This window comes from Rhodoferax antarcticus ANT.BR, assembly GCF_001938565.1.
In the GTDB taxonomy this organism is placed as follows: domain Bacteria; phylum Pseudomonadota; class Gammaproteobacteria; order Burkholderiales; family Burkholderiaceae_C; genus Rhodoferax; species Rhodoferax antarcticus.
Window position 1 is genome coordinate 1 of the sequence record NZ_MSYM01000004.1, and the last position, 23,131, is coordinate 23,131.

31 protein-coding genes are annotated in these 23,131 nt (G+C 57.3%); 14 read left to right on the forward strand and 17 right to left on the reverse strand.

All coding sequences use genetic code 11. The features are described 5' to 3' along the window. The coding region (locus BLL52_RS01485; RefSeq protein ID WP_198930581.1) for a PD-(D/E)XK nuclease domain-containing protein at window positions 1–356 on the forward strand (356 nt) is incomplete at its 5' end. 116 nt (window positions 357–472) lie between these two features. Here BLL52_RS01485 and BLL52_RS01490 read toward each other — a convergent pair. From BLL52_RS01490 to BLL52_RS01505, 5 genes are all read right to left on the reverse strand, one after another. Next, entirely contained in the window at window positions 473–796 is a 324-nt protein-coding gene (locus tag BLL52_RS01490; protein ID WP_075584981.1) for a type II toxin-antitoxin system RelE/ParE family toxin, read from the reverse strand. Beyond that, window positions 784–1,086, reverse strand: a complete 303-nt coding sequence (locus tag BLL52_RS20185; RefSeq protein WP_075584982.1) for a CopG family ribbon-helix-helix protein — start codon at window positions 1,084–1,086, stop codon at window positions 784–786. Before BLL52_RS20185 ends, BLL52_RS01490 begins: the two co-directional genes overlap by 13 nt. 181 nt (window positions 1,087–1,267) lie before the next feature. Then, window positions 1,268–1,429, reverse strand: a complete 162-nt coding sequence (locus tag BLL52_RS20915; protein WP_198930582.1) for a type II toxin-antitoxin system VapC family toxin — start codon at window positions 1,427–1,429, stop codon at window positions 1,268–1,270. A gap of 134 nt (window positions 1,430–1,563) precedes the next feature. Then, the gene (locus BLL52_RS01500; RefSeq protein ID WP_075584983.1) at window positions 1,564–1,836 is read right to left on the reverse strand and encodes a hypothetical protein; all 273 of its coding nucleotides are present in this window, start codon (window positions 1,834–1,836) and stop codon (window positions 1,564–1,566) included. 376 nt (window positions 1,837–2,212) lie between these two features. Beyond that, complete coding sequence (locus tag BLL52_RS01505) at window positions 2,213–3,442, reverse strand: porin (protein ID WP_241838950.1); 1,230 nt, start codon at window positions 3,440–3,442, stop codon at window positions 2,213–2,215. 204 nt (window positions 3,443–3,646) lie between these two features. On the opposite strand from BLL52_RS01505, the gene BLL52_RS01510 reads away from it, so the two are divergent. Next, the gene (locus tag BLL52_RS01510) at window positions 3,647–4,984 is read left to right on the forward strand and encodes a porin (protein WP_075585008.1); all 1,338 of its coding nucleotides are present in this window, start codon (window positions 3,647–3,649) and stop codon (window positions 4,982–4,984) included. A 69-nt stretch (window positions 4,985–5,053) separates the two neighbouring features. On the opposite strand, the gene BLL52_RS01515 is transcribed toward BLL52_RS01510, so the two are convergent. Then, window positions 5,054–5,368, reverse strand: a complete 315-nt coding sequence (locus tag BLL52_RS01515) for a BrnA antitoxin family protein (RefSeq protein ID WP_075584984.1) — start codon at window positions 5,366–5,368, stop codon at window positions 5,054–5,056. Between the two features lie 457 nt (window positions 5,369–5,825). Between BLL52_RS01515 and coq7 the strand changes: the two genes are divergently transcribed. Continuing rightward, window positions 5,826–6,458 carry a 2-polyprenyl-3-methyl-6-methoxy-1,4-benzoquinone monooxygenase gene (gene coq7, locus BLL52_RS01525; RefSeq protein ID WP_075584985.1) on the forward strand — a complete coding sequence of 211 codons (633 nt, stop codon included), beginning with the start codon at window positions 5,826–5,828 and terminating at the stop codon, window positions 6,456–6,458. A 1-nt stretch (window position 6,459) separates the two neighbouring features. Here the strand turns inward: coq7 and BLL52_RS01530 are convergent, their stop codons facing one another. Continuing rightward, the gene (locus tag BLL52_RS01530; RefSeq protein WP_075584986.1) at window positions 6,460–6,909 is read right to left on the reverse strand and encodes an OsmC family protein; all 450 of its coding nucleotides are present in this window, start codon (window positions 6,907–6,909) and stop codon (window positions 6,460–6,462) included. A gap of 118 nt (window positions 6,910–7,027) precedes the next feature. On the opposite strand from BLL52_RS01530, the gene BLL52_RS01535 reads away from it, so the two are divergent. Genes BLL52_RS01535 through BLL52_RS01550 form a run of 4 tightly spaced genes read left to right on the forward strand, consistent with a single transcriptional unit; the run spans window position 7,028 to window position 10,106 of the window. Then, the gene (locus BLL52_RS01535) at window positions 7,028–7,273 is read left to right on the forward strand and encodes a type II toxin-antitoxin system Phd/YefM family antitoxin (protein ID WP_075584987.1); all 246 of its coding nucleotides are present in this window, start codon (window positions 7,028–7,030) and stop codon (window positions 7,271–7,273) included. Beyond that, window positions 7,260–7,559 (forward strand): type II toxin-antitoxin system RelE family toxin, encoded by a 300-nt coding sequence (locus tag BLL52_RS01540; protein WP_241838951.1) that lies wholly within the window; start codon window positions 7,260–7,262, stop codon window positions 7,557–7,559. The genes BLL52_RS01535 and BLL52_RS01540 overlap by 14 nt, the downstream gene beginning before the upstream one ends. A gap of 21 nt (window positions 7,560–7,580) precedes the next feature. Beyond that, entirely contained in the window at window positions 7,581–9,155 is a 1,575-nt protein-coding gene (ilvA, locus tag BLL52_RS01545) for a threonine ammonia-lyase, biosynthetic (protein WP_075584989.1), read from the forward strand. 51 nt (window positions 9,156–9,206) lie between these two features. Then, a complete protein-coding gene (locus BLL52_RS01550) occupies window positions 9,207–10,106 on the forward strand; it encodes a 5'-nucleotidase (protein WP_075584990.1) in 900 nt (299 codons plus the stop codon). 38 nt (window positions 10,107–10,144) lie between these two features. Here the strand turns inward: BLL52_RS01550 and BLL52_RS01555 are convergent, their stop codons facing one another. Next, window positions 10,145–10,645 carry a hypothetical protein gene (locus BLL52_RS01555; protein WP_139313262.1) on the reverse strand — a complete coding sequence of 167 codons (501 nt, stop codon included), beginning with the start codon at window positions 10,643–10,645 and terminating at the stop codon, window positions 10,145–10,147. 212 nt (window positions 10,646–10,857) lie between these two features. On the opposite strand from BLL52_RS01555, the gene BLL52_RS01560 reads away from it, so the two are divergent. Beyond that, complete coding sequence (locus tag BLL52_RS01560) at window positions 10,858–11,748, forward strand: alpha/beta fold hydrolase (protein ID WP_075584992.1); 891 nt, start codon at window positions 10,858–10,860, stop codon at window positions 11,746–11,748. Here the strand turns inward: BLL52_RS01560 and BLL52_RS01565 are convergent. Continuing rightward, entirely contained in the window at window positions 11,715–12,983 is a 1,269-nt protein-coding gene (locus tag BLL52_RS01565; protein WP_075585009.1) for a Coenzyme F420 hydrogenase/dehydrogenase, beta subunit C-terminal domain, read from the reverse strand. The genes BLL52_RS01560 and BLL52_RS01565 overlap by 34 nt on opposite strands. Window positions 12,984–13,070: 87 nt before the next feature. On the opposite strand from BLL52_RS01565, the gene BLL52_RS01570 reads away from it, so the two are divergent. Then, on the forward strand, window positions 13,071–13,916 hold the full coding sequence (locus BLL52_RS01570) for an alpha/beta fold hydrolase (RefSeq protein WP_075585010.1): 846 nt from the start codon (window positions 13,071–13,073) through the stop codon (window positions 13,914–13,916). A gap of 9 nt (window positions 13,917–13,925) precedes the next feature. Here the strand turns inward: BLL52_RS01570 and BLL52_RS01575 are convergent, their stop codons facing one another. After that, window positions 13,926–15,638, reverse strand: coding sequence for a PHA/PHB synthase family protein (locus tag BLL52_RS01575; RefSeq protein WP_075585011.1), 1,713 nt, complete (start codon window positions 15,636–15,638; stop codon window positions 13,926–13,928). Between the two features lie 74 nt (window positions 15,639–15,712). Then, window positions 15,713–16,324, reverse strand: coding sequence for a class I SAM-dependent methyltransferase (locus BLL52_RS01580; RefSeq protein WP_075584993.1), 612 nt, complete (start codon window positions 16,322–16,324; stop codon window positions 15,713–15,715). Window positions 16,325–16,436: 112 nt separating this feature from the next. Between BLL52_RS01580 and BLL52_RS01585 the strand changes: the two genes are divergently transcribed. The 3 genes from BLL52_RS01585 (at window position 16,437) to BLL52_RS01595 (ending at window position 18,762) form a co-directional block, all read left to right on the forward strand. Continuing rightward, the gene (locus tag BLL52_RS01585; protein WP_075584994.1) at window positions 16,437–17,243 is read left to right on the forward strand and encodes an amino acid ABC transporter substrate-binding protein; all 807 of its coding nucleotides are present in this window, start codon (window positions 16,437–16,439) and stop codon (window positions 17,241–17,243) included. Window positions 17,244–17,351: 108 nt separating this feature from the next. Beyond that, window positions 17,352–18,005 (forward strand): amino acid ABC transporter permease, encoded by a 654-nt coding sequence (locus BLL52_RS01590; RefSeq protein ID WP_075584995.1) that lies wholly within the window; start codon window positions 17,352–17,354, stop codon window positions 18,003–18,005. After that, window positions 17,995–18,762 carry an amino acid ABC transporter ATP-binding protein gene (locus BLL52_RS01595; RefSeq protein WP_274534879.1) on the forward strand — a complete coding sequence of 256 codons (768 nt, stop codon included), beginning with the start codon at window positions 17,995–17,997 and terminating at the stop codon, window positions 18,760–18,762. Before BLL52_RS01590 ends, BLL52_RS01595 begins: the two co-directional genes overlap by 11 nt. A gap of 152 nt (window positions 18,763–18,914) precedes the next feature. Here the strand turns inward: BLL52_RS01595 and BLL52_RS21675 are convergent, their stop codons facing one another. The 3 genes from BLL52_RS21675 to BLL52_RS01605 form a co-directional block, all read right to left on the reverse strand. Continuing rightward, window positions 18,915–19,040: a hypothetical protein gene (locus BLL52_RS21675; RefSeq protein WP_274534880.1), complete on the reverse strand. Its 126-nt coding sequence runs from the start codon at window positions 19,038–19,040 to the stop codon at window positions 18,915–18,917. A 50-nt stretch (window positions 19,041–19,090) separates the two neighbouring features. Further along, window positions 19,091–19,339: a hypothetical protein gene (locus BLL52_RS20920; protein WP_206744483.1), complete on the reverse strand. Its 249-nt coding sequence runs from the start codon at window positions 19,337–19,339 to the stop codon at window positions 19,091–19,093. A 316-nt stretch (window positions 19,340–19,655) separates the two neighbouring features. Then, window positions 19,656–20,021: a glutaredoxin domain-containing protein gene (locus tag BLL52_RS01605; RefSeq protein WP_075584998.1), complete on the reverse strand. Its 366-nt coding sequence runs from the start codon at window positions 20,019–20,021 to the stop codon at window positions 19,656–19,658. A gap of 86 nt (window positions 20,022–20,107) precedes the next feature. Here BLL52_RS01605 and BLL52_RS21805 point away from each other — a divergent pair, with 86 nt between their 5' ends. Then, complete coding sequence (locus BLL52_RS21805; protein WP_338065715.1) at window positions 20,108–20,257, forward strand: SOS response-associated peptidase family protein; 150 nt, start codon at window positions 20,108–20,110, stop codon at window positions 20,255–20,257. A gap of 81 nt (window positions 20,258–20,338) precedes the next feature. On the opposite strand, the gene BLL52_RS01610 is transcribed toward BLL52_RS21805, so the two are convergent. After that, complete coding sequence (locus BLL52_RS01610) at window positions 20,339–20,920, reverse strand: 5'-3' exonuclease (RefSeq protein ID WP_206744484.1); 582 nt, start codon at window positions 20,918–20,920, stop codon at window positions 20,339–20,341. Between the two features lie 381 nt (window positions 20,921–21,301). Here BLL52_RS01610 and BLL52_RS21940 point away from each other — a divergent pair, with 381 nt between their 5' ends. After that, a complete protein-coding gene (locus tag BLL52_RS21940) occupies window positions 21,302–21,874 on the forward strand; it encodes a DUF427 domain-containing protein (protein WP_075584999.1) in 573 nt (190 codons plus the stop codon). On the opposite strand, the gene BLL52_RS20925 is transcribed toward BLL52_RS21940, so the two are convergent. Together BLL52_RS20925 and BLL52_RS01620 are read right to left on the reverse strand one after the other, a co-directional pair. Next, entirely contained in the window at window positions 21,805–22,023 is a 219-nt protein-coding gene (locus tag BLL52_RS20925; RefSeq protein WP_162274832.1) for a hypothetical protein, read from the reverse strand. The genes BLL52_RS21940 and BLL52_RS20925 overlap by 70 nt on opposite strands. A 107-nt stretch (window positions 22,024–22,130) precedes the next feature. Further along, the gene (locus tag BLL52_RS01620) at window positions 22,131–23,012 is read right to left on the reverse strand and encodes a LysR family transcriptional regulator (protein ID WP_075585000.1); all 882 of its coding nucleotides are present in this window, start codon (window positions 23,010–23,012) and stop codon (window positions 22,131–22,133) included. Between the last annotated feature and the right edge of the window lie 119 nt (window positions 23,013–23,131).

A 23,131-nucleotide genomic window follows, 5' to 3' on the forward strand; every position in this document is an offset into this window, starting at 1 on the left:
AAGCCTTTTACGCCAGCATCGCCAACGACTGGTACCGCAAGAACGAGCTGTCGGGCTTTGAGGGCTACTACGCCAGCATTTTTTACAGCTACTTTGCCGCTTTGGGCGTGGACATTCGTCTGGAAGACCCAACCAACTTTGGCCGCATCGACATGACGGTGCTGTTTGCCGGCCAGGTGTTTTTGTTTGAGTTCAAGGTGGTCGAGCTGAACCCGGCGGGCAGCGCTTTGCAGCAGCTCAAGGACATGGCCTACGCCGACAAGTACCGCGCCCGCGCTGAGCCGATTCACCTGATTGGCGTGGAGTTCAGCAAAACCAGCCGCAACATTGTCGGGTTTGAGGTCGAGACGCTATAACTTCAATAGCTTCTAGCGCAATATACGCGGGGGCTACAGGCTGTTTTAACTCTGAAACTGAAAACTCGCAATGACGCCCTCGAAATAAAGCGAGCCTGACCCTTTTTATTCTCTTTTTATTCTTCCTCTGCAAGTCCGATAGTTTGCGCGTCGTACCATTCTTTTTGATGGATGATTCTGGCAACCAGGTTGGTATCGATTTTTTCATAGCGTTTATGAAAAATCAGGTAACCACTTGCGCCAAAGGCGACGATTAATTTGCGAACATTCGGGCGATCTTCCACCCCTGAGCCGCTATGTGGATGGACTTGCAAATAGTCCAGACTCGCAACGATGGCATCAGTGGCGTTGTCGGCAACCCTTGTATCGAACTGGGCCAGGAATTCGTAAAGACGCTTGAGGTCGTCACGCGCCGTGACTGAAAGTTTTATCCGTGACATTCTGGTAGTTGAACGTTGCGATTGAGTTTGACTTCATTCGACCATGCTTTGACTTCATTGAGTGTGATGTGCAGCCCTGTTGCCTCGAAGTGCGTCACGGAATCGTCCACGCTTTGCATAACGGCCTGTTGCGCCTCCTCAGCTTTGAGGTAGCGTTCAATCGCTTCTTTCATCAAGTAATGGGAAGTCCTATTCTTGGCGACTGCAAGAGACTTTAGGCGATCACGGCATGAGGGATCGAGTTTGAGCGTCACCGTTGACGTGCGTTGCTTTTCAAGTGTACTTGGCATGGTGTCACCTGTTAGGTATGAGGTGTCACCATTCTAGGCAAGTATCGAAGCACACCAACTCTCTGTGCGTGAATTTTTTGCCGCCTGATTTTCGCTTTGCCATTGGAGCCTGGCCCTTTCTACCCCCAAGTTGGTGCAACAGTCCAACTGCGTAACACAGCAGCCAGAGCGTCAGATCTCATCAGTCAAGCAGCGGATTGATGGTTTTCAGGGCTTTGAAACGGCCAAAGTCCCTGTCTGCGCTGTACAGCGCCGATACGCCATACTCAATACACAGAGCGGCGATGCGCGCATCATGAAACTGCCCACCCTGTAGCTTGGCTTTGTGCGTCAGGTCCGACAAAATTTGCCAATGCTGTGAACCACTGTAAAGAATATGCGCCTGTGGCGATGCCAGCTAGGCGTCCACCTGCGCCAGCGCTTGGAAGCTGGACTCAGCACGGTGTGCATAGACCAGTATGTTGGTGTCAACCGCGATCATGGCGTGCTTTGGAGGTTGCGCGACAGAACGTGATCTTCCTCCAGTTGCTGCCAGTCCCGTGCGTTTGGCAGCAGCATTTCTTCACCATGCACGCGGGCATCTTCGAGCTTGAAAGCAGGTTTGACCTGGCTCGTTGCCTCACTCAACACCCGCCGCAATCCCTCTTCGACCAAAGCGCGCAGGCTGGTCTGGCGTTCGCGTGCAAGCTTCTTTGCCATGACAAATAAAGCGCCAGAAAGGTCAATCGTTGTTTTCATATGGGCACCCATACTGGCTGGTATAGGTTGAGTGCAGTTGGCCCACCAAGGCACATCAAGGCACTGCCAAATCCGGCACGCCGAACCCGTTGCATCGTATCTTTGCCGCAAGTTCAACCAAGGGGCGCATCTATTCCGAGCCTGGCCCCTTTTAACCCATGACAATAGTAGCTACTAGCGCAAGTAGGACGGGGGCTAGAGGGTGATTTCATGTATAGACAATGCATGAATACCGCAGATTGCCTGTCCAAAATAAAGCGAGCCTGACCCCTTTTTTCTGCTTTTTTCTGACCCCTTTTTTCTTCTTTTCCACCAAACGCAAAAAAGCCGCCCGAAGGCGGCTTATGAAATTGTTCCGGGTAGTCAGGCGAACTGACTACTGAACCAATTAGAACTTGTGGTTCACACCAAGTGCCAAGATGTTCAGCTTGTCGTCGCCAACGGTAGCATTGTTTGCCTTGTTGGCGGTGTAGCCACCGTACACAAAGGTACGCTTAGACAAGGCGTAAGAAGCCCCAATACCGTAGCCCTTGCGAGTCTGTTCGAACCCTGTATTGCTGTCATCCGACTTGGCGTAGCTGGCAGAAACGGTCAAAGCAGCGCTGACGGGGAAGTCAACACCGACTTGGTATTCTTTCGCGTCGTCACCAGTAGCATTGTCGACGTTAGACACATGACCATAAGTCAACTTGGCAACAGCCATGCCGAAGTCATAAGAACCGCCCAAACGGGTGAACTTCTGGTCAGCCTTACCAAGGGTTTTGTTGCTTTCAACTTGGTAACCCAATTGCACAGCCACAGGGCCTGCGCCGTAGCTCAGGTTCAAGCTGGTGGTGGAAGTAGCGCTGGTTGCAGCGGTCTTGTCTTCACCCAAGCTGTAGCTGATAGCACCACTGAACCCGCTGAAAGTGGGGGTGACATAGTAAATGGTGCTGCCGGGGTTACTCTTGTAGTCGGTGCTGCGGAACACATGGTTCATGGGCGACAAAGCCGAGTCAAACACAGCGTTAGAAGCACCGCTCACGTCGTCATAAGCAGTCCAGACTTTGCCCAGCTTGACTTCACCGAAGCCACCCGAGAAGCCAACATAGGACTGACGAGCGAATGCTTGGTTCTCCCCCTTGGCTTTACCCGTGTCAACTTCAAAACCTTGCTCCAACAGGAAGTTGGCTTTCAAACCACCGCCCAAATCTTCAGAACCCTTCAGGCCCCAACGGGAAGTGTTCACACCACCGCTGTCCAACACGGTCTGACGCAGGCTGCTACCAGCAAGGCCAGATTTATCAAAGAAATTGGTTGCTGGATCAGTTTTTGCTGGACCGACCTCAGACTTGACCGAACCAAACCACACGTCAGCAACGCCATACAAGGTCACAGAAGATTGAGCCATCGAAGCGCCAGAAGCGGCGAGTACTGCCAAAGCAATCAGACTTTTTTTCATGAGTAAAACTCCAAAATGAATAAACAAAACGTTTGAAGGCTGCAAGCCAGGTTTTTCAAACGGGCGGATGAAACATCGCGGGATTGATTTGATCACGCCACACGGAAAAACCTGGCATTCAGGCTGTTTCAAATGGATTTCAAGGCCAAAAACGTCGCTTTTGTCGCATGATTGCAACAAATGGCATCAGGGCCATTCAGCATCTAAATACACAGAATTTTGACTTTGTTGTTGTAAATCATAAGGTTGCATACCTTTTACAGAGCAACAGCCACACCCATCGACAGGGAAAACCCTTGTCTGCAAATGTGTTGAATGCAGGCAACATCCAGCGAACAGCACGACCGTTCTTTTTATTCAACCTTGTTTAAGAAAGCCACCATGACACACTTGACCCAACCACTGTTTTCATCGCGCGCACTGCGCGCCACCGCCCTGGCCTGCGCCCTGTGCTGCGCGGGTCTGGCGCAAGCCCAGGTTCCCGCCCCTGGCGTAACCTTGTACGGCCTAGCGGATGCAGGCATTACCAGCACTTCAGGCCTGAAGGCTGGCAGGGTGACCCAAGTGGCCAGCGGCATCATGGAAGGCTCGCGCTGGGGCATCAAGGGCAATGAGGATTTGGGTGGCGGCTACAAGGCGATCTTTACGCTTGAAGCACGGGTGGAGCTGGATACGGGCGGGAACAGCAGCACGCCGATTTCTGGTGGGCAGTTGTCAGATCGGTATTCGAGGGCTGATTTGCTTGGTTTAAACCCTAACCTGCTTGGTCTCGGCACAACCCAACCCCTTCTGGATCAGTTGGTTCCAGTATTAGCTAGCCAAAAATATGGTGTCAACGTTGGTCCTTACGGGAACCGATTCTTCGACCGTCAGGCTTTTGTGGGTCTGATTACACCGGTGGGTGCGGTATTGGCTGGGCGGATGTACACACCGGCGTTTGAAACCAATGCCACTTTTGACATTATGGCGACCCAGTCGGGCTTGGCTGCGGGTCAGATTGTGACGTTCCCATCCATCCTGGAAATTCGTCAATCCAATTCAATAGCCTACAGACTGGCAAAAGATGGCTTCTCCGGTTCAGTGATGTATTCACTGGGCGACCGCGGTGAAGCCGATTCCAGCAACATGATTGGCTTCAATGCCAGCTATAAAACAGATAGTTTTGCAGTTGGGCTGGGCCACAACGCCACCAAGAATGAGCTTGGCCAAAACTCTTTGAAAACAACGGTACTTGGTGCCTCCATGACCACTGGACCACATAAATTTACAGGCATGGCCATCCAGATTACGGATGACAACCCAGCCAACATGGGTGATATTGGAGGTGCTGTTTATCTGAGTCTGTTGGGTAAAAGTGTTCCTGCGGGTACCGCGTTGACCACGGCTAACGCTGTCAAAGGTGCCTACACCCAAGCCCTCAAGCAGGATGGCCGTCTGTACCACATTGGCTATCGCTACACCACCGGCCCGCACACCGTATCCGTGGCGTACAACACGTTTAACGACAAGCGCCCCTACAACGCTGACGTGGACTCTTACGGTGCCGCTTACACCTACGCCCTGTCCAAACGTACCGACCTGAACGCTGTGCTGGTGCGCTATGACAATGGTGACAAGGGCCAGGTGGCACCCGGTGGCAATGGCTTCATTGGTGGTGTGACAGCGTCCGCCGGCACCGACTCCACCGCCGTTCAGCTCGGCATTCGCCACCGCTTCTAAACTACTAAAGTGCAACCATCGTGCGCATTGATGACAGAACTGCCGCTGCTGGTTGCTCAACTCTATTACCTACACCGGCGAATGCGTGTTTAACCAGTCTTTGAGTGCATCGTTCATGCGCGTTTGCCAGCCGGCGCCTGTGGCGCGGAAGGCGCTCAAAACATCATGGTCAACGCGCAGCGCTATCTGCTCTTTGCCTCCAGAGCCCGCGGGCCTGCCACGCTTCTTGGCCATGGCGACAATGCCTGTCTGCAATTCCACTTTGGTCAATGGTCGGTCATCTTGGTCGATGCCGTCCAACACAAAATTCTGATCAGTAGGTATTGCGCGCACCTCTGCCAGCACTTGTGCGCGAGTGAGGTCAGTCGTTTTCAAGCCAGTCATCGTAAACCTCTCTTTCCTCGCTGCTTGCGCGGCGAAAGCTGATGATCCGCGCAGCCCCATCGCGGTCAGTGTGTACCACCGTCAATACTGACAAAATCTCTAACACGTAGGAAATCGACTGCACCCGCTGCGCGCCACCGCAGCATCAAGCCGATAGCGTGACTTCAGCACCAAGTGCGCTTGAGCAAAGTCCAAACCGTGTTTGACCAGGTTGGCAGCGCGCTTGGCTTCATCCCAGATCAATCGTGTTTCCGTGTATTTTTAGTGTATATGCGTTAATGTTTTAGCGGGTTCCGCAAAAAAATGCGAGGCCTATTACGTTGCGCCTGCGCGCAGATGCCACCACCTAGAAACACACCGAAAAAAAGTTACATCTCAACTACTGCCAACCCGGCTAGCGCTAAATTCCGCTACCCTTAGTCCACTTTTCATCCCACGTTTGAGCCACACCATGCCCATGACCCTGACCCCTTTTGACCGCTTTCTCTCCACCGTGGACGACGCCCTGCGCACGGTGTTTTCTTCGCCCCCGGCATCTCAGCCCTGCCCAACGTTGCCCGCTGAGCCCACTGAGTTATCGGCAACTGAAAAGAAAGAAGCCGGTGCTTTGATGCGCGTCAACCATGTGGGTGAGGTGTGCGCCCAGGCGCTGTACACAGCGCAGGCTTTTACGACTGATAGTGAAACATTGCGCGCCCATTTTCTGGCGGCTCGAGCCGAAGAAACCGACCATTTGGCGTGGACCGCACAGCGTGTGAAAGAGTTGGGCGGGCACACCTCACTGCTGAACCCGCTGTGGTACGCGGGGGCGTTTGGCATCGGCCTGGTGGCTGGCAAAATGGGCGATGCGGTGAGTCTGGGCTTTGTGGTGGAGACTGAAAACCAGGTTGAAGCGCATCTGGAAACCCATATGAATCGCCTGCCAGTTGGCGACCACGCTTCACGCGCGATCGTGGCGCAGATGATGGACGATGAAGCCCGCCACGCTTACAACGCGATGGAGCTGGGTGCGATGGATTTGCCTGCATCTGTCAAAGGGGTGATGAAAGCCGTAGCCCGGGTGATGACCACGGTGGCGCACCGGGTTTAACTTAAACCTCCACCACCTCAAAGCTGGTGGTGATGCTGGCGGTTTTGCCGAGCATGACGCTGGCGGAGCAATATTTTTCGTGGCTCATGGCGATGGCGCGTTCAACTGCGGCCGGTGGCATGGCCTTGCCGGTGACAGTGAAGTGCATATTGATGGTGGTGAACACCTTGGGGTCGGTCTCGGCCCGCTCGGCCGTCAGTTTGACGCTGCAGCCGCGCACATCATGGCGGCCACGCTTCAGGATCAACACCACGTCATAGGCGGTGCAACCACCGGCGCCAGCCAAGAGCAACTCCATCGGGCGGGGCGCCAGGTTCTGGCCGCCGTTTTCAGGTTTGGCGGCGTCGGGCGCGCCGTCCATCAGCAGCGTGTGGCCGCTGCCGGTTTCGGCGATAAAGCCCATATTTGAGCGCGTGTTCAGGGCGCCGGTCCAGTTAACGGTGCATTCCATAAAGACCATCCTTTGCGTGTTGCGACGAATCGCGATTGTGCTGCAGTCGATTTCATGGGTGAATTCATGCTTTAATAGATGCTAATTAGAGTGCTTAATTCAACGTAAGTGAGGTTTTATGGACGCTGTTCTTTCCCACTTTACCGTGAGCGTGACCGAGCTCAAACGTAACTATGCCGATATTTTGAGGCGCGCTGACGATGCGCCGGTGGCGGTGCTCAACCACAACCGGCCTGAGGCCTACCTGCTGCCGGCCAGCCATTACGAGCGACTGATGGCGTATCTGGAGGACCTGGAAGACGCCAAGTTGGTGCGCGAGCGTGCCGATGGCCCGTTTATCGAGGTCAATCTTGACGATCTATAGTTTGCGCTTTCATGAACAGGCGCTCAAGGAGTGGCGCCTACTTGATGCGAGCGTGCGCGAGCCATTCAAAAAAAAACTTGCTGAGCGACTTGCGTCACCGCGGGTGCCTTCTGCAGCGCTGCATGGTATGGCAGACTGCTACAAGATCAAATTGCACAGTGTTGGCTACCGCCTGGTTTACCGGGTTGACGGCAGCGCCATTTTTGTCACCGTACTGGCTGCTGGCCGACGCGACAAAAACAAGGTTTACCGCACTGCCGGGCAGCACCTGGCCTCACCTCTTTAACTTACCTCCACCCCTGACACCATGACCGCGACACTTCGCCCCCAACCGCTGACGCCCCTGGATTACCTGAAGAAAATTCTCAACGCTCGCGTCTATGACGTGGCCATAGAGTCGGCGCTGGAGCCCGCGCAGGCCTTAAGCGCGCGCCTTGGCAACACCGTGCTGCTCAAGCGCGAAGACCAGCAGCCGGTGCACAGTTTCAAGCTGCGCGGCGCGTACAACAAGATGGCGCACCTGAGCGCGGCGCAGTTGAAGAAAGGCGTGATTTGCGCCTCCGCTGGCAACCATGCCCAAGGTGTGGCCTTGAGCGCACAGCGGCTGGGCACGCGCGCGGTGATCGTCATGCCCACCACCACGCCGCAGATGAAGGTGGATGCGGTGCGCAGCTTTGGCGGCGAGGTGGTGCTGTTTGGTGAAAGCTATTCAGATGCCTACAACCACTCTGTGGAGCTGGAGAAAAAGGAAGGCCTGACCTTCGTCCACCCGTTTGACGACCCGGACGTGATTGCCGGCCAGGGCACGGTGGCGATGGAGATGCTGCGCCAGCACCAGGGCCGGCTAGACGCGGTGTTTGTGGCCATTGGTGGCGGCGGGCTGATCAGCGGGGTGGCCAATTACATCAAGGCGGTGCGCCCGGAGGTGAAGGTGATTGGCGTGCAGATGAACGACTCGGATGCCATGGTGCAGTCGGTGGCGGCGCAGCACCGGGTTACTTTGAGCGATGTGGGCCTGTTCTCGGACGGCACGGCGGTGAAACTGGTTGGAGCGGAGACCTTTCGTATTGCCAGCCACCTGGTCGATGACTATGTGCTGGTGAATACCGACGCGGTGTGCGCGGCCATCAAGGACGTGTTTGTGGACACCCGCAGCATCGTCGAGCCCGCCGGAGCCTTGGCGGTGGCGGCGGTGAAGCAATACGTGGCCCAGCACAAAACCAAAGGCGAGACTTACGCCGCGATTTTGTGCGGTGCCAACATGAACTTTGACCGGCTGCGCTTTGTGGCCGAGCGCGCCGAGGTGGGCGAAGAGCGTGAAGCGTTGTTTGCGGTGACCATTCCCGAGGAGCGAGGCAGTTTCAGGCGCTTTTGCGAGTTGCTGAGCAGCCTGCCCGCATTTGGCGGTGCCAAAACCAGCCGCAACGTGACCGAGTTCAACTACCGCATCAGCCATGCCCAAAAGGCACATGTGTTTGTCGGCCTGACCACCACAGCCAAAGGCGAGTCGGCCAAAATAGCCGCGCACCTGAGCAAACACCACTTTGAGACGCTGGACCTGACGCACGATGACCTGGCCAAAGAGCACATCCGTTACATGGTGGGCGGGCACTCTGCGCTGGCGCAAGACGAGCGGCTGCTGCGTTTTGTGATTCCTGAGCGCCCGGGCGCGCTACTGAAGTTTTTGAACCAGATGCCTGCGGGCTGGAACATCAGCCTGTTTCACTACCGCAACCAGGGTGCGGATTACGGGCGCATTTTGGTCGGCTTGCAGGTGCCCGCTAACGACGACACCGCGTTTGCCGAGTTTTTAAGCACATTGGGTTACCCCTGCGTGGAAGAAACGGGCAACCCGGCGTACCAGATGTTTTTGCAGCAATAAGCGCACCGCGCCAGCAACGCCCTTCTTCCCGGAAAACGCAACAGGAGTTTTATGGCGACAACCCTTGACGGCAAACTGGTGGTGGCCATCAGCAGCCGCGCCCTGTTTGATTTTGAAGAAGAAAACCAGGTCTTTGAGCAAGGCGACGACCGCGCATACATGGCGCTGCAGTTGCAGCGGCTCGACATTCCCGCCAAGCCAGGGGTGGCATTTTCGCTGGTCAAAAAGTTGCTGGCGTTCAACCACTCAGCGGCCTCGACGCAGCCGGTGGAGGTGGTGATCCTCTCGCGAAATGACCCGGTCTCAGGCATGCGGGTGTTTCGCTCGGCGCAGCATTACGGCTTGGCCATCGAGCGTGGCAGTTTTACCCGAGGCCAATCGCCCTGGCGCTACCTGAAGCCGCTGCACGCCAACCTGTTTCTGAGCACCCACTTGAGTGACGTGCGGGCCGCGCTGGCGGCCGGCGTGCCGGCAGCGCAGGTGTATCCGCAGTCGGTGCACGCCAGTGACGCGCATCCGCAAGAGGTGCGTATTGCCTTTGACGGCGACGCCGTGCTGTTTTCCGACGAGGCTGAGCGGGTGTACCAGGCGCTGGGTTTGCAGGCCTTTCAGCAACATGAGATGGATAAGGCTGCCTTGCCTTTACCCGACGGGCCCTTTAAGCCATTGCTCTTTGCGCTACAAAACTTGCAGCAGTCAGGCACCCCCCAGATGCGCATCCGCACGGCACTGGTCACCGCCCGCAGCGCCCCGGCGCATGAGCGCGCCATCCGCACGCTGATGAACTGGAACATTGAGGTGGATGAAGCCATGTTTCTGGGCGGCCTGGCCAAGGGCGAGTTTCTGCGTGAGTTTGAGCCCGACTTTTTCTTTGACGACCAGACCGGCCACATTGAATCTGCTGCGCAGCACGTGCCCTCAGGCCATGTGGCCAGCGGTGTGAGCAATTGAACCGCGCACCATGAACTGCGCATGTCGCATTGCCGTGGTCAGGTCTGGGTTTTGTCCGTCTTGTTGATTTTGCTGGGCGAGTAGGTATAGACCTCGCTCGACAACACGCCCGGGGCAAGGTTGGCTGCGGCTTTGGTGGAGTCGATCTGGTTTTTGACCTGCTCTTGCACCTGTACGGCGCTGGCACTGGCCAGCCATAGGGATTTGATGTGGTCCAGCAAGATTTTGGACAGCGGCTCGGGTGGCGGGGTTTCCACCTTTTCTGGCTCTGGGCGCTTGATGGTCCAGTCTTTGGGCGCTGCTTCTTGAGGTGTTTGACGCACCGGGTCGGCCACACTGCGGTAAACACCCTCTCCCGCATTGGGTTTGTCGCCGGTGGTGATCATGTTGATCACGCTGGGAGACACCTCGGCTGGCGCATCGACCCGTTGCGACGGATTGACCGGCACCACCGGCACCACGCGACCGGTTGCCAACGCAGCGGCCTCGGCCGCAACGGGCCGCATGCTCTGGATTCGATCAATGGGTGGTAGGGACATGGTGCTTCAGGCTTCAGAATGGGTCTGGGTCTTTCCTCCGTTCGTAAGTTCTTAACGGCAGAAATGGGGGGTTATTTAGGCCTATTTCTGAAATATTTAAAATTTTCCGATTTTTTCTTCAAACGCGATGTGCCTTAGGTGAGTTAGTGCACAGCCATTGGTAAAAACCCGGGGATAACATCAGCAGGTTTACACACAACAAGGAGGTCACTATGACAACAAATTTGCCCGCCGCTCTGGATGGTGCCGTCCATGAGCTTCCCCGCACCCAAAGGAAGGTGGTGGTTTACACCGCTGGTGAGGGTGCTCCGCTGCTGTTGATTCACAGCGTGAACGCGGTGGCGTCCGCCGCCGAGGTGCGGCCCTTGTTTGACCACTACCGCGGCAGCCGTTGTGTGTATGCGTTGGATTTGCCGGGCTATGGCTTGTCCCACCGCGAAGACCGTGCCTATACCGTGCGCGTGATGACCGATGCGCTGGTGAAGGCTGCCCAATGGATACAGGCCAGGCATGGTGGGGCTCCGGTGGATGCCATCGCCGTGTCGCTCTCCTGCGAGTTTCTGGCGAGGGCTTCAGTAGAAAACCCGACTCTGTTCAAGAGCCTGACATTGGTCAGCCCCACCGGATTTCGTGGCGGGAAGACGCTACGCGAAGACCCGGGCGAAACGCTTTACATGCCGATTCTGGACAAAGTTCTGCGCGGACCAGGCTGGGGTGGCTTTTTGTTCAAACAACTCACGCGCCCGGGGGTTATCCGTTACTTTCTGGAGCGCACTTGGGGCGGCAAGGCGATTGATGAGAAGTTGTGGGCCTACAACATCATCAGCGCACGCCAACCCAATGCCGAGTTTGCGCCGCTGGCTTTCTTGAGCGGCATTTTGTTCAGCGCTGATGTTCAGGATGTTTACCAGCAGGTTGCCCTGCCCACGCTGGTGATTCACGGTACCAAAGGCGACTTCACCAATTACAAGATGCTGAACATCGTCGGTGGCAAGCCCAACTGGCAGGTGCAGGTGCTGGAAACCGGGGCCATGCCTTACTTTGAGGTGCCAAAGGCTTACTTCGCGATTCAGGACGGTTTTCTGCTCGGCGCCGCAGGTTGACGCGGTAACTCTTGCGCAGTGGGCGTCAGGCCATAGGGCTTGACCAGCGCCCAAACATGCGCGGGCACCATCGATTTGAGACGACTGGGCTCTTCGCGGCGCAGATGAATGATGGTCTCGACCGCTTTCATCTCCAGGCGCGCCCGGGCAAACTCCAGCCCGCGCGGCCCCACCTTGGGCATCAACCAACCCACAATCGGGCGCAGCCACTGCGGCATGCGGCGCAATGGCAAGCCACCCGCGGCCCGTTCGGTGTTCGCCAAAAAGCCTTTGACCGGCCCCTGGCGCTTGCCAGCACTGCCTGGCGTGCTCACTTTTATTTCATCCCCCAGCAGTTTCAGCAGGTCTTCGCCCTGCGCATTGCGCACCAGCAACCACTGCGCGCCCTCGCCGCCCATGTAGCCCACGGTGATGTCGGCCAGCGCATTGGTGTAGTCAACACAGGTGCGGCAGGTCAGCGGGAAAAAATCACGCGGCAAGTCGGAGAGCGGCAGCATCAGAAACGGCACCTTGCGTTGGTGGCCATCGGCATAGCGCAGCTCCACGTGGTAGTCAGCCAGGAACTCCAGGTAGGTGATGTCCTCGGGCTTGTCGTTGGTCTGCGCGGCCATCAGTGCCAGAAACTCGTGAAACCGCTCTGTAGTGGTGTTGTCAGAGCAGGGGGTGCCTATCACATACAAGCGCTCTAGCCCGAGCTGTTTTTCCAAGGCGCGCAAGGCATAGATCTGGCACGGAATGCCGATCACCGCCAGGCGCTTGTAACCTTGCTGCATCGCCGGCTCCAGCAGTGCCAGCAGCGGTGCATAGCCCATACGCATGCCACGACACTGCGCCATGCCCTCGGGCTGCGTCACCAGCACCGGCACAGGGCGCCAGCGGTCATTGGGGTCAGGCGCCATGGTCAGCACGGCATCCACCGCTTTGGTTTCCAGCAGCCGCTGGGCGATGCGGGTGGTGATGCCGGTCCACTGCGCGCCGGGCAAGGCGGGCTTCAACGCTGCGCGCAGGGTGCGCTGGTAAACACCAAAAAACAATTCGTCTTGTTGCTCTGGGTTACGGGTACGACCATGCACCTGGGTTTCTAAGGCCGGGTAGTCAGGCTGGATGAACTGGCAGACCTGGCCACAACGCTTGGGGTCACTGGAGCGCGACACACCGCAGTCGGTGCACAGGTCACGGTACGGCGCTGGGCCCAGGACGGGCCGCCAGACGGGTTCAGAGGGAGATGGCTGCATGGATCGGTTACCTTTATGCGTGATCATAGCGGTCGACTTTGTGCCAGATGATGCGCCAGACAGTAGGATGTGCGCAAAAAGGCCCCCATGCAGCACGACACCTTCTACGCCGACGATGGCGAACAACTCCATGTGCACCTGAACGGTGATGGCACACCCCTTTTGTTGTTGCACGGCTGGACTGCCAGCCACACAGCCTGGGCGCCCTTGATTGAGCCGCTATCCCAACAACACCGTCTTCTGCGCCCGGACGCGCGCGGGCACGGTGGCCACCCGCTTATGGCTACCCCTACCCCAGACGTGAAACGATTAGCGCGCGATGTCGTTAACCTGCTGGACCACTACGAACTGGAGCGCGTGGTTGCTGTGGGCCACTCCATGGGCGCGCTGACGCTGTGGCAATGCCTGCGCGACTTTGGAGGCGACCGTTTTTCGCACCTGGTCTTCATCGACCAGTCACCCAAGTTGATGACCGATGCCACCTGGCAAGGGGGTATCTATGGCGACTTTGACCAAGCGCGCGCCCAGCGCCTGGTAGAAGACCTGCAAGCCGACTTTACTGAGGCCGTGCTGCGCTTGGTGGCTTTTGGGCTGAACGACAAGGCGCAAGCCAGCTACTTGCGTAACTCGTCGGGCTGGCGCATGGTGCGCGAGTCGCTGAAAGACATTGACCCAGCCCCAGCGATTGCCATTTGGCAAAGCCTGGTAGCGGCTGACTACCGGAATGCGCTGCCAAGCATCAACGTGCCCACGCTGCTGGCCTACGGCACGGCCAGCAACTTCTACACTGAAGCCACAGCACGCTTTGTGGCCGACAACATGCCGCAGGCGCGCTTGAGTTTTTATGAAGGTGCCGACCACGGCCCACACTTGGCGCAGCCTGAGCGCTTTGTCAGTGAGTTGACTGCACTGATTGACCGCCCGCAGGTGTAACAAGTTGGGCTATTTCTCCAGGACGTAGGTTCCCGGGGCATCCGCAAGCGCCGGGTATTTGCGGCTGGTGGTGGCATAAGCGCTGACCAGCTCGCCGGTGCGCTGGTGAAGCCAGGTGGTCCAGTCGTCCCACCACGTGCCTGGTTTTTTGTCGGCACGCGCCAGCCAGTGTTCGGCGTCTTCGCCGTACGCCGGTTCGGCGACCCAATAAGAGCGTTTTGGCGGTTGTACGGGCGGGTTGATGATGCCGAGGATGTGGCCGGAGGTGGATCGGACAAAGCGCACCGGCGCGTCAGGGTGAATGTTTTGACGCACCTTATAGCAGGCTTCCCAGGGGGCAATATGGTCCTCTTGCGCCGTCACTGCGTAAAGCGACTGCTGGATACGACCCAGGTCGATCGACTCGTCGGCAATGGTCAACGCATCGGGCTTGATGAGGTTGTTGTGCAGGTACATCTGGCGCAGGTAGTAGGAGTGCATGGCCTGCGGCATGCGGGTGGCATCCACATTCCAGAACAGCACATCAAACGCCGGCAGTTTTTCGCCCATCAGGTAGCTACTGACCCAGTAATTCCATATTAGGCTGTTGGAGCGCAGCAGCCTAAAGGATGCCGCCATTTCGGTGCCGTCCAGATAGCCCTTCTTGGCCATCAGGGTATCCAGACCCTCCAGGCAGGCCTCGTCAATGAAGATGTTGATCTCTCCAGGTTCTGAAAAATCGGTCAAGCTGGTAAACAGCGTCCAGTGCGCCACCGGCACTTTGTCTGGACCAAATCGTTTGTTGGCCCAGGCCATGTAGGTGGCTGCCAGTGTGCCGCCAATGCAATAGCCCACCAGATGCAGTTGCGGCACCTTGCAAAACTCGGTGGTCACGCGTACCAGTTCACACACGCCTTGCGTCAGATAGTCGTCAAAACGCACGTCATGCATCTCTTTTGGCGGATTTTTCCAGCTGGAGATAAATACCGAAAACCCCTGGTCGGTCAGGTGCTTGACCAGGCTCTTTTTCTCGGTCAGGTCAAGAATGTAAAACTTGTTGATCCATGGCGTGACGATCAGGATCGGCATCTCGCGCACCTTGTCGGTCGTGGGCGCGTAGTGAATCAGCTCCACCAGACGGTTGCGAAAAATCACCTTACCGGCGGTGGTTGCCAAGTCTTTGCCCACCACAAAGGCATCTGGCTCCACCATTTGGATGTTTTTGGCCTCCACATCGCGGGCGAAGTTTTTAAGCCCCAGGCGGAGACTTTCACCCTGCGTTTTGGCATATCTGTCCATGGCCTTTGGGTTGAGCCAGAAGAAGTTGTCGGGCGACAGCATATTGAGGTAGTTGCGTTGCCAAAAAGCAGCGCGGTGGCGCTCATGCTCAGACATGCCAGGGGCTTCGTATGACAGCTTCTGCAGCCGGCTGCTCATCGTCAGATACCACTCTTTCAAAATATCCCACGGGGCGGATTCGGTCCAGATCGGATCGGCAAAGCGCGCGTCTTTCGGGTTGGGCTCATACACCTCATCAGCGGGCAGGCCCAAGGAGCGTCGCACCGCATGGCCCTGCAGAGCCGCTATGTCGGCAGCAAACTCATCGGCGGCGCGCATCAACTCCTGCGGGTGCCTCAGCCAAGCCAGCTGCGCATCGATCTGCGAGGTGAACATGCTGTAGGGGTCGATGGACTTTCTGAAGGCCTGGGTAGCGGCGTCCAGAGGGGTCAGTTTTTTGGGCATGGTCGTGACGCCACTCGGCTTTGAAGGATCAGACATGATGAGAAAACTCACTTTCTTGAGGTAAGTAGATACCACTAACAATATAAACACCCTGCAGTGGTGAGGGCAGCGGCTGCATGGCGCCCACCAGCTGTGCCAAAGGGCCCCAGGGCTGCGCCAGACCTTCCAGAGAGGTTGTCGAATACATTGCCGACAGCAGCACCAGCCAGTAGGTTGGCCAGTCCCACGGCGAACTCCATTGCAGGCCGGCAGCCACCACCCGTGCGCCGGGCTTGAGCTTCGCTACCCAGATGGCGAATGCCGTCTGGGTAGCGAAGAATGTCGTGGGTGAAAAGAAACAGGGCGGAATCTGCCCGGCAACCGACGGTGGATGACTCAGCCGGTGCATTCTCCAGAGTCACATTGCGCCATTTGTGCCGCGCCACGCGCCGATGTGCCAGTGCAAACATTTCAGGCGACTGCTCTATGCCAACAATGGTGCCTTGCGAGCCGACGCCCTGCTGAAGAGATTCAAGACTCAGGCCGGTGCCACAACCAACATCAAGCACAGTATTGCCGGGCTGGAGTTGCAGGCCTGCAATAGCCTTGCGACGAACCGGCTCAAAAGCAGCCAATTCCGCATCGTAAAAATTGGCGCGCAGTCGGTATTGGTCGAGGGCCATTTGACGGTTGGTTTGGGGGAGCATTGGGGTACCTCCAGTGAATCCTTGCTGTCCGTGTCAATGTCATCAATCTACACCACTTTTTTGGGCTGTCAACGCACCGATAATCCGCTGTTACTCACAACTGGACAAAGAAATGAATAAACGTGCTTTTTGGATCGCCGCGTGTGCGATGGCGGCTCTGGTGGTCACTGGTTGCGGCAAGAAGGACGAACCCGTGGCTGCGGCGGTTGAACCGGTGCCGGTGGTGGCCAAAGCCATCGTGATTGGCCTAGACGACAACTTCCCGCCCATGGGTTTTCGCGACGAGAAAAACGAGCTGGTTGGCTTTGACATCGATCTGGCCAAGGAAGCCGGCAAGCGTCTGGGGGTGGAAGTCACTTTCAAACCGATCGACTGGAGCGCCAAGGAGTCTGAGCTCAATGGCAACCGCATCGATGTTTTGTGGAACGGTCTGACGATCACAGAAGAACGCAAAACCAACATTCTGTTCACCAAGCCTTATCTGGAAAACCGCCAGATTGTGGTTGTGACTGACAAGTCAGCCATCACCAACAAGGCTCAGCTCGCGGGTGCGGTGGTGGGTGTGCAAGATGGCAGCAGCGCGGTGGATGCGGTGCAAAAAGACGAAGCCACAGCCAAATCGATCAAGGAACTCAAAAAATTTGGTGACAACGTGACCGCGCTGATGGACCTGTCGGCCGGCCGACTGGACGCCGTAGTGGTGGACGAGGTTGTGGGCCGCTACTACACCGGCAAGAAACCCGGCGAGTACCGTGTGCTAGAAGAGAACTTTGGCACTGAAGACTACGGTGTGGGCGTGCGCAAGGGCGACACCGAGCTGGCAGCCAAGCTGGACAAGGCACTGGACGACATGAGGGCTGACGGCGCCGCTGCAACCATTTCAACCAAGTGGTTCGGCAAGGACATCATCAAGCCATAAGCTGACGGACACCAGGCTGCCATGGTCGGCTTGACAGCCTGGTTTTTCGTGTCACTACGCCTGCGTTGCCAAGCCGGATTTTGCTGCTGCGGGCTCTGACACCTTTTTATGGACTACATCGTCACCATCTTGCCTGTCCTGCTCCAGGGCAGCGCGGTCACACTGCAGGTTTTTCTGATCACGCTGGTGCTGGCGGTGCCGCTGGGTCTGGCCTTGGCGCTGGTGAGGATTTCGCGCTTCAAGGTTTTGAGCGGCCTGGTGAATGGCTACATCTGGCTGATGCGCGGCACTCCGCTGATGCTGCAGATGCTGTTCATCTACTTTGCCTTGCCGTTCATTCCGATCATCGGCGTGCGGCTGCCCGATTTCCCGTCGGCCATACTGGCCTTTGTCTTGAATTACTCGGCCTATTTTGCCGAGATCTTCCGCGCTGGCATCCAGTCGATTGACCGGGGCCAGTACGAAGGCGCCAAGGTGCTGGGCATGAGCTACCCGCAGACCATGCGCCGCATCGTGCTGCCACAAGTGCTCAAGCGCATTCTGCCGCCCATGAGCAACGAGACCATCACCCTGGTCAAAGACACCTCGCTGATTTATGTGCTGGCGATGAACGACCTGCTGCGCGCCGCGCGTGGCATTGTGCAGCGCGACTTCACCACCTCGCCGTTTTTGGTGGCCGCAGCTTTTTACCTGCTCATGACCCTGGTGCTGACCTATGGCTTTCAGCGTCTGGAAAAGAAATACGCTGTTTATGACGACTAGCCCGATGATTCGCGCGGTGGATGTGCACAAGCGCTTTGGCCCCGTCGAGGTGCTTAAGGGCGTGTCGCTGGACGTTTCCCACGGTGAGGTGGTAGCCGTGATCGGCCCGTCCGGCTCGGGTAAAAGTACCTTTTTGCGCTGCCTGATTCACTTGGAAACCATCCACCGCGGCAACATAGAGATTGAGGGTGAGGCGCTGGTGCGCACCAACGCCCAGGGCCACTGCCAGTATGTGCCGCCTGCCGACATCAGCCGGGTTTGCCGCAAGATGGGCATGGTGTTCCAGCACTTCAACCTGTTCCCGCATCTGACGGTATTGCAAAACCTCATTGAGGCACCGCTGACAGTGAAGGGCGCGCAGCTTAAGGAAATTGTGCCCAAGGCCGAAGCCTTGCTGCAAAAAGTCGGTCTGTTTGACAAGTGTGACAGTTACCCCTCGCGTCTGTCGGGCGGCCAGAAGCAGCGCGTCGCCATCGCCCGCGCGCTGGCGATGGAGCCCGACATCATGCTGTTTGACGAGCCTACCTCCGCACTCGACCCCGAGTTGACTGGCGAGGTGCTGGCCACCATGCGTGAGCTGGCCGAGGACCGCATGACGATGATTGTGGTGACGCATGAAATGGCCTTTGCCCGCGAGGTGGCGGCGCGCGCGGTCTTTATGGACGGCGGCGTGGTGGTGGAAGCGCGCCCGGCGCGCGAGCTGTTTGCAGCCCCAGAACACCCGCGCACCCAGGCGTTTCTGGAAAAGATGCTTTAAGCAGCGGTTATTCCACGCACATGGAGCCAATCAGGTGCGGAACACCAGCAAAAAAAGTTATTGATGAAATTGGCCTCTAGCCCTTGTTTTTAAAGCGCTAGATGCTACTTTTTTAAAAGCAATTCGCTTACCCTCGACACCGATGCCACCCATTAGGGCACCTTTGCACGACGGTTCATCACGGCCGGGGCGATACCGCCCAGAATCGCCACCGAAGCCAGCAGCAGACGCCAGGTGATCGCCTCCTGAAGCAACAGCGCGCCCGAGCCCATCATCAACACGGCACTGCCAAGGGGCGACGCTGTCAGTGCCGGCAGCAGGATCGCGATCAGCCCAGCAAGGCACCGGTTCCGGTGGACAAATTAGGATAGGAATACGACAACGATGCAGCGTAAACAAACAAGGCCAGTGCAGACGGCCAATTGGCGCCCATGCCAGGCACTTTGCCGCCTTTGGCATTGCCCAGGCCTGCTGAGACCGATCGCACCCAAACCAGCACAGACAGCATCAGCGCACCCGACAGCAAACCTACGGTTATGAAGCTGGCGGCATCCATAAATGTTGTGGTCAACGCCATCCGGCAAAGTACTGAGTTACCAGCAAAGGCCAGCAGGGTCAGGGGGGTTGGAAGAATCAAACGCATCAGAAATTTACAAGGTACGGCTGCGCAAAAAAGAGGCTGATCTTGCGCGATATTTCTGACGAGTTTGTACTGGATGACGAAGCGCGCTAGTCGGCCATTTCACCAGCTGGATTGAGAAGCTGCAGTGCGGGCAGACGAGTCAAGGCCGGGCGTTGACTACGGTTGTCGGCAAATGCCGCGATTGCATGCTGAAAAATAGGTACCCGCCAAAATGGGCCGTGATGCTCAGAACGGCGCAAGCAAGTGCTGCTTAAGCGAGCAATTTTTTCAGCTCGCCGCTGTCAAGCAGTTTGGCAAGGTCATCGGCTCCGCCAATGAGGTTACCGTGCACGAAGATCATTGGCAACGTCGGCCAGCCGGTCCAGAGTTTGAGCGCATTGCGTTTGCGCCAATCCTTGAAATAATTTCCGTATTCCAGGTACTGATAAGCGACGCCAGCAGCGTCAAGTGCTCGACGTGCTTTTTTAGGGAACGGATTCGCGCCCATGCCAACGACCACCACGGGATTTTTGGCGATGGCAGCCTGCACCTCAGACACGATGGCGCGCTCATGGTTGGCAACCTTTTCGCGGATCGCAGGGTGAATGTTTAATTCGGCAAGGATTGAGCGTGGCATAGTCGTCCCGTGGATGATTGACACAGGATTATGCTTTTAGCGTCAATTCCCAGTCATACGGTGCCTGAACGCGAGGCACTGAGCGGATGTTTGGCCTGGTGCCGCATAGGCCTGCGGATACCAGGATCACCCGATACACCTACAACGCCCGAAATGCAACCGCAGCCAACAAACACAGCTTTCGTGATGCCTGGCGCAAGGCCCAGCACTGCAACATCCCGGCAGATACCATCTAGCAGTGCGCTCCATCGCGCATTCAAGAACTGGACAGAAACCCTTCCAGGTGAACATCGGTGAAATTTTGAGCTTTAGTCGTTTTAGCCCGGCTGCAAGAGCAGCCGCCAGGTCAATCCCAGCGACACATCGGTTTTGAAGGACACCAGTTGCCAAGACAGCCGCGCCGCCTCAACCCCTTGGCGCAGATTGACACCTGCTTGCCCACCTACCTTGTCGGCGTTAGAGATCAGCCGCTCCAGGGTGCCGTTGATGCGCAATAGACCTGCGGCGGTTTTGGCGCCCACCTTGTCCACCCCCGTAATGCCGTCCGCGGCGTCACCCATCAAAGCCAGCAAGTCACCTATTTGCAATGGTGTGACACCAAATTTCTCCTCCACATAGGCCGGGTCACGCCACTGACCCTTGAAATGGTCGTAAATGCAGACCCGATCGTTCAGCATCTGCAAAAAATCTTTGTCGGTCGACAAGATGATGTCTGGGTCAGCGCTGGCCCGGCACCACTTTTCAACCAGCGTGGCAATGGCATCGTCTGCCTCGATCCCCGCAATGGCGATCCTGTACAGACCCAGGCCCGGCAGCGCTTGTTGAATGGTCTGTACACCACCTTTCAAAATTTCCGGCATGGATTTGCGATGCGCCTGGTAGGGGGGCATAAAGCGCATGCTTGCAGGTTCGGCCACCGTGGTCAAACACCGCCACGGCATGGGTTGGGCGGTGCGTGTTCAGCGCGCGCCGGAAGGAGGCCAGGCAGGAGGTGACGGTGTCAGCCAACCTCTCTTCACTCTCTGGGCCCGGAACCGCTGCGTGAATGCGCCGGATGATGTTCATCGCATCAATGATCAGTAGCTACCGTGCAGGTGCGCGATACCTTGGTCGGCACGACATCTCAGCCATGGAACAGCGATACCGCCACCGATGCAGCGTTGTTCGGGGTTAGCTGGGGTGGCGTGCACCACCGCAGGCAGTTTGTACTAGGCCAAGGTCGAGGTGGCCATGAAGCTAGACAATAGTTGCTTCAACTGCTTTACAAAAGGTGCCCTCGCATGGCTAGTAACCCCACAGTTGCCTCAACACCCACATGGCTCCAATCCGCCCGCGACCAGTGGCAGTGGCGTGGTCAAGCCCGTCCCCCGTTTGCGCACACGCCTTACCCTGGCCAAACCTCAGTATGGGACTTCCCCCGCCCACCGCAGTTGGCGCCTGACACCCGGGAAGTGGTCATCCGCTGGCGTGGTCTTGAGGTTGCCCACACCCGCCGCGCAGTCAAAGTGTTGGAGACATCCCACCCCCCCAGTTTCTATCTACCTTGGGAGGATGTGGCTACACATCTGCTACAGCCGCAGTCTGGTAGCTCCTTTTGCGAGTGGAAGGGTCCCGCGCAGTATTGGTCGCTGGTCAGTGGCAAAGACAGGTTAAATGGCGTCGCTTGGAGCTACCTACGCCCGCTGGCAGGCGCTGAGGCGCTGGCCGGTTGCGTGGCTTTTTATCCGGCTAGTTTGAGCTGCACGGTCGACGACGCGTTGGTTGGACCACAACCCGGTGGCTTTTATGGCGGCTGGATTACGCCGGATTTGGCGGGGCCGTTTAAGGGGGAACCCGAAAGCAGTGGCTGGTAAGAGCTCCAACCGGGCTCGTCCCGGGCGTCCAGATCCATCATGACGTTGCCGGTGACGCAAAGGCCAACGTCGCCATTGGCCCAAGCGTGGTAAAGCCTATTGAGCTCGGGCGTGTTTGCGCCATCGCGGGTGCCCAGCACTTCGGACATGGCCGACCCTACAAGTCAGTTCTTGGCATCACCAACATCGCAGCCCAGTATCCGGTATGAAGTGGTCACGCCTTCTCTGTCAATTGGCTTAAATTTGTCTGGTGGCATCACGTCCGCCGCAGCATCTGCTGTACCAAAGGATGCATCACTTTGCGCTCTATGCTGATGGCGTAGTAATGCTCCTGCACCCCCTCGCATGCGCCAATCAGCTTGACCTGGCTACGTTTGAACAACTCTTCTTGCGCTGCCAGTGCCGCAGGAAAAATTCCCAGACCCGTGCTGCCAAACGTCTCAAGCAGGGCACTGTCCTCAATCTCTCCCACCACCAGGGGGCGAAGTCCCTTCTGGAGCAGCCAACGGTCGAGCTGGCCGCGCACCACAGAATGGGTGGTGGGCAGCAATAGCGGCACATGCTGTAGCGAGGCGGGGAATCCCTCGTGCGCCACATCCCACCAGTGCAGTGAGCCGTACCAGCCAATGTCCGACGTTCCCATTGAGTGGCTGTGGACCTTGAGTTGCGAGTTGGACGGCGCAGGGTGGTCGGTCAGCACCACGTCGAGTTTGTGCAAGACCAACTCGGTCAACAGGTCGGCCATTTCTCCGTCGTCGCAGATCAAGCGCAAATTAGGCACCGCCAGCACTGGTTGCAACAGGCGCCGCACCTCCAGTTTTGGCAGCCCATCGGCAATGCCCACTGCCAGCCGCGCAGAGGGTGCCTGCACGGTGGCAAGCACCCGCTCTGGCAATGCCTCTGACAATTGAAAAATTTGCTCTGCCTGCTGTAGCGCCATCACACCGGCTTCGGTTAACGCCAGCCCCCGCCCCGCAGGCTTGAGCAACTGACAACCCAGGTCTCGCTCGAGTTCGCGCACCTGCGCGCTCACGGTTTGTACCGCCATACCCAGCCGCTCGGCAGCCCGCGACATGCCGCCCTGCTTGGCTACAACCCAGAAGTAATACAGATGGCGGTGGTTGAAGGTCAGACTCATATTCAGTATAGTCAGGAACTATATTCGTGTATTTTCTGCTTTTTTCGAAGTCTTGGAAACCTTAAGATAAGGCTTCAAACACACAAACCTGTGCGTTCTCACTCAAATTTCAGGGCATT